General features: G+C 66.9%; 9 protein-coding genes. 6 read left to right on the forward strand and 3 right to left on the reverse strand.

Features of this window, described 5'->3' with window-relative positions; translation table 11 throughout:
• Positions 1-948 (reverse strand): anthranilate phosphoribosyltransferase (trpD, locus tag VEG08_06670; protein HXZ27667.1); only part of this gene is annotated, 948 nt, incomplete at its 3' end.
• A gap of 139 nt (positions 949-1087) precedes the next feature.
• Here trpD and sucC point away from each other — a divergent pair.
• The 4 genes from sucC to VEG08_06690 all read left to right on the forward strand — a co-directional run bounded on the left by sucC (position 1088) and on the right by VEG08_06690 (position 3944).
• Complete coding sequence (gene sucC, locus VEG08_06675; protein HXZ27668.1) at positions 1088-2263, forward strand: ADP-forming succinate--CoA ligase subunit beta; 1176 nt, start codon at positions 1088-1090, stop codon at positions 2261-2263.
• A gap of 4 nt (positions 2264-2267) precedes the next feature.
• On the forward strand, positions 2268-3152 hold the full coding sequence (sucD, locus tag VEG08_06680) for a succinate--CoA ligase subunit alpha (GenBank protein HXZ27669.1): 885 nt from the start codon (positions 2268-2270) through the stop codon (positions 3150-3152).
• Positions 3153-3233: 81 nt separating this feature from the next.
• Positions 3234-3659, forward strand: coding sequence for a nucleoside-diphosphate kinase (ndk, locus tag VEG08_06685; protein HXZ27670.1), 426 nt, complete (start codon positions 3234-3236; stop codon positions 3657-3659).
• 96 nt (positions 3660-3755) lie between these two features.
• Positions 3756-3944 carry a 2-hydroxymuconate tautomerase gene (locus tag VEG08_06690; GenBank protein HXZ27671.1) on the forward strand — a complete coding sequence of 63 codons (189 nt, stop codon included), beginning with the start codon at positions 3756-3758 and terminating at the stop codon, positions 3942-3944.
• A gap of 75 nt (positions 3945-4019) precedes the next feature.
• Here the strand turns inward: VEG08_06690 and VEG08_06695 are convergent, their stop codons facing one another.
• Both VEG08_06695 and VEG08_06700 read right to left on the reverse strand, forming a co-directional pair.
• Positions 4020-4304 (reverse strand): putative quinol monooxygenase, encoded by a 285-nt coding sequence (locus VEG08_06695; protein HXZ27672.1) that lies wholly within the window; start codon positions 4302-4304, stop codon positions 4020-4022.
• Entirely contained in the window at positions 4301-5665 is a 1365-nt protein-coding gene (locus VEG08_06700) for an adenylosuccinate synthase (GenBank protein HXZ27673.1), read from the reverse strand. Before VEG08_06700 ends, VEG08_06695 begins: the two co-directional genes overlap by 4 nt.
• A 158-nt stretch (positions 5666-5823) precedes the next feature.
• On the opposite strand from VEG08_06700, the gene mutM reads away from it, so the two are divergent.
• Positions 5824-6630, forward strand: a complete 807-nt coding sequence (gene mutM / locus VEG08_06705; protein HXZ27674.1) for a bifunctional DNA-formamidopyrimidine glycosylase/DNA-(apurinic or apyrimidinic site) lyase — start codon at positions 5824-5826, stop codon at positions 6628-6630.
• A 96-nt stretch (positions 6631-6726) separates the two neighbouring features.
• A partial coding sequence (locus VEG08_06710; GenBank protein ID HXZ27675.1) for an ROK family protein occupies positions 6727-7169 on the forward strand: 443 nt, incomplete at its 3' end.

Raw genomic sequence — 7169 nt, forward strand, 5'->3', positions numbered from 1 at the left:
GGCCTGGCCCGCGGCCACCAGAGCGGCGGCGGCGTTCAGCAGCACGACGTCGCGCCGCGGCGACTTCTTGCCCGCCAGGATCTCGCGGATGATCGCGGCGTTTTGCTGCGCGTCGCCGCCCGAGATGTCGGCCAGCGTGGCCCGCTCGAGACCCAGGTCTTCGGGCTGGACCTGGAAGGTGCGCACGCGGCCCTCGCGCAATTCCGCGATCTTGGTCCTGCCGGTGATGGTGATCTCGTCCAGCCCGTCCTCGCCGTGCACCACCAGCGCGCGCTTCAGGCCCAGCAGGCGCAGCGCCTCGGCCAGCTTCTCCACCAGATCCTCGGAATAGACGCCCACCACCTGTGCGGAGGCATGCGCCGGGTTGGTGAGCGGGCCCAGCAGGTTGAAGACGGTGCGCAACTGCAGTTCGCGGCGCGCCGGCTGCACGTACTTCATGGCCGCGTGCATGGCGACGGCGAAGAGGAAGGCGATGCCCACCTTCTCCAGGCACTCGGCGATGCGCGCCGGGGGCAGGACCAGGTGCACGCCCAGGGCCTCGACCACGTCGGCGGAGCCGCACTTGGAGGTGGCGCTACGGTTGCCGTGCTTGGCCACGCGCACGCCGCAGCCGGCCACGGTGAGCGCGGTGGCGGTGGAGATGTTGAAGGTGCCGGAGGCGTCGCCCCCGGTGCCGCAGGTGTCGATCAGGGCCTCGCGCTCGGTGCCGCTCACGTCGATGGTGGAGTCGGCGGCGATGGGCAGGGGAGTGGCGGCGGCGCGGATGGCCTCGGCGAAGCCCACGATCTCCTCCACCGTCTCGCCCTTCATGTGCAGCGCCACCAGGAGCGCGCCGATCTGGGCGTCGGAGGCCTGGCCGGCGAGGATCTCCGTCATCACCGCGCGCGCTTCCTCGCGCGTCAGCGCCTGGCGGTGGTTGGCGATCTTGTGCAGCGCCTCGGGGATCATGGAATCAAGTGACAGTATCCTAGGTGGGGCGCGGCTGACAACCGCGGCATTTGCCCCTCCCGGGCACGTCCTATAGAATCAAGAGTTTGCTCCCTGCGGTTGGATGCAGCAGCGGACTCCCGCTCCACGGAAAGCCGGAATGAAAATCCACGAATACCAGGCCAAGGGGATCCTCGCCAAGTACGGCGTGCCCGTGCCCCGCGGCGAGATGGCCGCCACCCGCGAAGAGGCGGAGGCGGCGGCCAGGAAGCTGTTCGCCGCCGGCGCCCAGGGCGTGGTGGTGAAAGCGCAGATCCACGCTGGAGGCCGCGGCAAGGGCGGCGGCGTCAAGCTGGCCAAGTCGGTGGAAGAGGCCAGCGAAATCGCCTCCAAGATCCTGGGCATGACGCTGGTCACCCACCAGACCGGGCCCGAAGGGCGCATCGTGCGCCGGCTGCTGATCGAGGAGACCCTGCCCATCGAACGCGAACTCTACCTGGGTATCGTGATCGACCGCACCGAGGCGCGCCCGGTCTTCATGGCCTCGGCCGCGGGCGGCATGGAGATCGAGCAGGTGGCCGCCGAGAATCCCCAGGCCATCCTCAAGGAGCACGTGGACCCCAGCGTGGGCTTCCAGGCCTTCCAGGCGCGCAAGCTGGCCTTCGGGCTGGGGCTGGGCGGGGCGCTGATCAACCAGGCAGTGCAGTTCATGAGCGCGCTCTACCGCGCCTTCGAGCAGACCGATTCGTCGCTGGCCGAGATCAATCCCTTCATCACCACCAAGGACGGCAAGCTCTACGCGCTCGACGCCAAGATCAACTTCGACGACAACGCGCTCTTCCGCCATAAAGAGCTGCGCGAGTTGCGCGACATCACCGAGGAAGACCCTCTCGAGGTCGAGGCCTCGAAGTACGGGTTGAACTACATCAAGCTCGACGGCAACGTGGGCTGCATGGTGAACGGCGCCGGCCTGGCCATGTCCACCATGGACATCATCCAGTACGCCGGCGGGCGCCCGGCCAACTTCCTGGACGTAGGCGGCGGCGCCAACGCCGAGCAGGTCACCCACGCCTTCGAGATCCTGCTTAGCGACCGGCACGTGAAGGCGGTGCTGATCAACATCTTCGGGGGCATCCTGCGCGTGGACACGCTGGCCAACGGCGTGGTCGAGGCCGCGCAGAAGACCCACATCCAGTTGCCCATCGTGCTGCGCCTGGAGGGCACCAACGTGGAGCAGGGTCGCAAGATCCTGAAGGAGTCCGGGCTGAACTTCATCGTGGCCGAGACCATGAAGGACGCGGCGGAGAAGGTCGTGGCCGCGGCCAAGGGAGCGTAGCCGAGTGAGCATCCTGATCGACAAGTCGACCAAGGTGATCGTGCAGGGGCTGACCGGCAAGGAAGGCACCTTTCACGCCAAGGCCTGCGCCGACTACGGAACGAAGATCGTGGGCGGAGTGACGCCGGGCAAGGGCGGCACCACTCACGAAGGCTGGCCCGTCTTCAACACCGTGCAGGAAGCGGTGGACAGGACCGGCGCCGACGCCTCGGTCATCTTCGTGCCCCCGCCCTTCGCCGCCGACGCCATCATGGAGGCCGCCGACGCCGAGATCGAGCTGATCGTGTGCATCACCGAGGGCATCCCCACCCTCGACATGGTGCGCGCCTGGGAGTTCCTGCAGACGCGGCGCTCGCGCCTGATCGGTCCCAACTGCCCGGGCATCATCTCGCCGGGGAAGTGCAAGCTCGGCATCATGCCGGGGCACATCCACCGCGAGGGCAACGTGGGCATCGTCTCGCGCTCGGGGACGCTGACCTACGAGGCGGTGCACCAGATCACGCTGCGCGGGATGGGACAGTCCACCGCCCTCGGCATCGGCGGCGACCCCATCATTGGCACGAATTTCGTAGACGCGCTGGAGCTGTTCAACAAGGACCCGCAGACCGAGGCCATCGTGATGATCGGCGAGATCGGCGGCAACGCCGAGGAGACCGCGGCGGAGTACGTGCAGGCGCACGTCAAGAAGCCGGTGGTGGCTTTCATCGCCGGGCAGACCGCGCCTCCGGGACGCCGCATGGGCCACGCCGGCGCCATCATCTCCGGCGGGCACGGCACCGCCGCCGAGAAGATGAAGGCGCTGCAGGCAGCGGGCATCCGCGTCTGCAAGACCCCGGCGGAGATCGGCGAGACCGTGATCGCCGCCCTGGGCGCCGGCGCGCGGGCGTGAAGAAGCTCTTAGCTGTTAGCTCTTAGCTTGTGACGTCAACTTCCCAGCCTGCTCCCAAGACTGGGAACCGGGAACTCATCTATGAAAACTCTGGAACGCACGCTGTCGATCATCAAGCCGGATGCGGTCAAGAAGAACGCCGCCGGCGACATCCTGCTCACGCTCGAGCAGAAGGGCTTCCGCATCCTGGGCATGAAGATGCTCGAGATCACCAAAGAGCAGGCGGAGGGCTTCTACGCGGTGCACGCGGGCAAGCCTTTCTTCAACTCCCTGACCACGTTCATGTCGAGCGGGCCTATGATCGTGCTGGCGCTGGAGAAGGAGAACGCCATCGCCGACCTGCGCGAGTTGATGGGTGCCACCAACCCGGCCAACGCCAAGGAAGGCACCATCCGCAAGAAGTGGGCGTCGAGCATCGAGGCCAACGCCATCCACGGCTCCGACGCCGACGACACCGCCCGCTTCGAGCTCAGCTACTTCTTCGCCGGCTACGAGCTGGCGAGGTAAAGCAGCTATTAGTTCTTAGCCTTTAGCTTGAAGCTTGAAGCTAAGAGCTAAGAGCTAAGAGCTAAGAGCTAGGAGCAAGAGCAGGAGCCCGTTCTTATGCCGCATATTCAAGTCACGCTGCTGAAGGGCCGCACCAGCGAGCAGAAGCGCAAGCTGGTGAAGCGCCTCACCGACGCCATGGTGGAAGAGGCGGGCGCGAGCCGCGACGCTGTCACCGTCGCCCTGGTCGAGGTGGAGAAGGAAGACTTCGCCCGCGGCGGCACGCTGATCGCGGACCGAAAGTAGCGGTCAGGCATCAGCCGTCAGCGGTCAGGCAAGATGGGTTGGTTTTCCTGACGGCGGAAGCCTGATGGCTGACGGCTACATGGGCTCGTACAGCTCGCCTTCCACCCGCTCGGCCACCTTGGGCAGCTCGCCCGTCACATACTTGCGGAAGTGCGACGAGGCGCGGTGAGCGTCGAGCGCCGCCTGGTCGTCGTACTGCTCGTAGAGGAAGAAGCGCGCAGGGTCGCTCATGTGCCGGTGCACGACAAACATGCGGCAGCCCGCCTCCTTGCTCGACTCCTTCTGCTGGAGGGCGAAGAGGCGCGCCACCTCGGCTTCATGGCCGGGCTTTGCCTTCCAGGTGACCGCAAGAACGATCATGGTCGCCTCTCCTTTTTGCGCAGCAGCGCGGCGCTGCGCCCCACCTCGGCGGCAAAATCGTCGAGGAAGATGGTCTGCTCGCGGTCGGGCCCGGTGGAGATCATTCCGATGCGCGCCCCGCTCTGCTTCTCCAGGAAGTGCAGGTAGTCGCGCGCCGGCTGCGGCAGCCTGGCCAGGTCGCGGATGCCGGCCGTCGGCTTCTTCCACCCCGGCAGGATCTCATACACCGGCTCCAGCTTGTCGTAGCCGCTGGCGTGCGCGGGGATGGCGGAGAACTTCTTGCCCTTGACCTTGTAGCCCACGCACACCGGGATCTTGGCCAGCCCGTCGAGCACGTCCAGTTTGGTGACCACCAGCCAGGAGATGCCGTTGATCATCACCGAATAGCGCAGCAGGGGCAGGTCGATCCACCCGGTGCGGCGCGGCCGCCCGGTCACGGCGCCGTACTCCTGGCCCTTGGCGCGCAGCTTCTCGCCGGTGGCGTCGTGCAGTTCGGTGGGGAAGGGGCCACTGCCCACGCGCGTGCAGTAGGCCTTGGTCACGCCGATCACGGAGTGGATGGCGGTGGGCCCCACGCCCGTCCCGATCACCGCCCCGCCCGAGGTCGCGCTGGAGGAGGTGACGAAGGGATAGGTGCCGTGGTCGATATCGAGCATGGTGCCCTGCGCGCCCTCGAACAGCACCCACTCGCCCCGGCGGATGGCCTGGTTGAGGAGGGCGGCGGTGTCGGTGACGAAGGGGCGCACCTGCTCGGCCACGGCCGCGTACTCGCGGTACATGCCGTCGGGATCGAGGGGATCGGAGTTGAAGAGCGCGTGCGCGATCATGTTCTTCTCGCGGCAGGCGTTCTCGATGTGGGTCTTGAGCAGCGCCAGGTCGAGCAGGTCGGCGACCCGCAGGCCGCGGCGGCCGGCCTTGTCCTCGTAGGCGGGCCCGATGCCGCGCGAGGTGGTGCCGATCTTCACTCGCCCGGGCGCGTTCTCCGCCGCCAACTCGATCAGCCGGTGGTAGGGCAGGATGACGTGAGCGCGGTTGGAGACGAACAGGTTGCCGTCCACCTTCACCCCGGCCTGGCGCAGCGCCGCCACCTCCTTGAGGAAGGCGATGGGATCCAGCACCACGCCGTTGCCGATCACCGCGCGGCAGCCCTTGCGCAGCACCCCGCAGGGCACCAGTTGCAGGATGAACTTCTTGTTGTTGATGATGACGGTGTGGCCGGCGTTGTGGCCGCCGGCGTAACGGGCCACCACGGAGAAGCGCTCGGAGAGAACGTCGACGATCTTCCCCTTGCCTTCGTCTCCCCACTGGGCCCCGACGATGACCGCGACTTTGCCCTTGCCCGATTGAGGTCGTGTCTTCACTGCGTTCGCACACTCCTTGCCCGTGGGTTGGCTTTTCACGGGAATTACAGGGAAACCGAGCGGGAAAGGCCTATTCATCATAGCGTGAGGACGCATCGGGAGCCAACCGGGAAATCGGGGCATCGGGTGATTCGGTTTTTCGATAGACTGTGGAATCCATGCCGGAGCTTCCCGAAGTCGAGACCATCGCGCGCGGGCTGGCGCAGCGGGTGCGCGGCGACCGCATCGAGTCGGTGTGGCTGGGCTCCAAGCCCGAGCCGCTGAAGTCGCCTGCTGTCGAGATCCAGGCCACCCTGGAGCGCGCGCGCATCGCCGGGGTGCGGCGCGTGGGGAAGCATATCGTCTTCGACCTCGACAGCGAGGGCGCGCGCCGCCAATGGATCGTGCACCTGGGCATGACCGGACGGCTGCTGGTGGCCAGGCCGGAGAGCGAACTGCCCAAGCACACCCACGCGGTGCTGCGCCTGGCCTCGGGCCGGGAACTGCGCTTCGTGGACCCGAGGCGCTTCGGCCGGCTCTCGGTGGTGCATGAGGAGTTTGCCCCTGACGGCCACGAGCCCATGGACATCGGCTTCGAGCTCTTCGCCGGCCTCTTTCGCAGGCGCAAGACCCCGGTGAAGAGCGCGCTGCTCAACCAGAAGCTGCTGCGCGGCGTGGGGAACATCTACGCCGACGAGTCACTCTTCCGCGCCGGGGTGCGACCGCGGCGGCATGCCGGGCGGCTCACCCGGCAAGAGCTGCGCCGACTTTACAAGGCGCTGCAGCGCGTGCTGAACCAGGCCATCAAGGCCGGCGGCTCCTCCATCTCCGACTACGTGGATGCCGGCGGGGAGGAAGGCCTCTTCCAGTTCCAGCACCGCGTCTACGGGCGCGAGGGCGAGCCCTGCCTGGTGTGCAAGACGGCGATCAAGCGCGTGGTGATCGCCGGGCGCAGCGCGCATTACTGCCCCAATTGCCAGAGTTGACCGGGAGCAGGCAAGCTTCACCTTTCACGTTTCAAGTTTCACGCCAGGTAGCTTGAAACGTGAAACGTGAAACGTGAAGCATCTAGAATCAAAGCCATGACCTTCGCCATCGGCGTCGATCTCGGCGGCACCAACCTGCGCATCGCTGCCGTGGATGAGGCCGGCAAGTTGCTGGAGAAGGTTTCGGTGCCCACCGAGACCGGCCACGGGCGCCACGGTGTCCTGGACCAGATGTGCGCCATCATCCAGCAGGTTTCAGGCAGGTATGCCGCCACCAGCAAGCTGGCCGGTATCGGCATCGGCGTGCCCGGGATCATCGACATGGAGACCGGCATGTTGCGGCAGTCGCCCAACCTGCCCGGCTGGGAGGATTACCCGGTCCGCCAGGGGATCGAGCGCCGGCTCGCAACCCGCGTGATTTTGGAGAACGACGCCAACGCCGCCGCCCTGGGCGAGAAGTGGCTGGGCGCCGCCAAGGACGTGGACGACATGCTGATGTTGACCCTGGGCACGGGCGTGGGTGGGGGGCTGGTGCTGGG

The sequence above is a fragment of the Terriglobales bacterium genome, from assembly GCA_035624475.1.
Classification (GTDB): Bacteria; Acidobacteriota; Terriglobia; order Terriglobales; family Acidobacteriaceae; genus DASPRL01.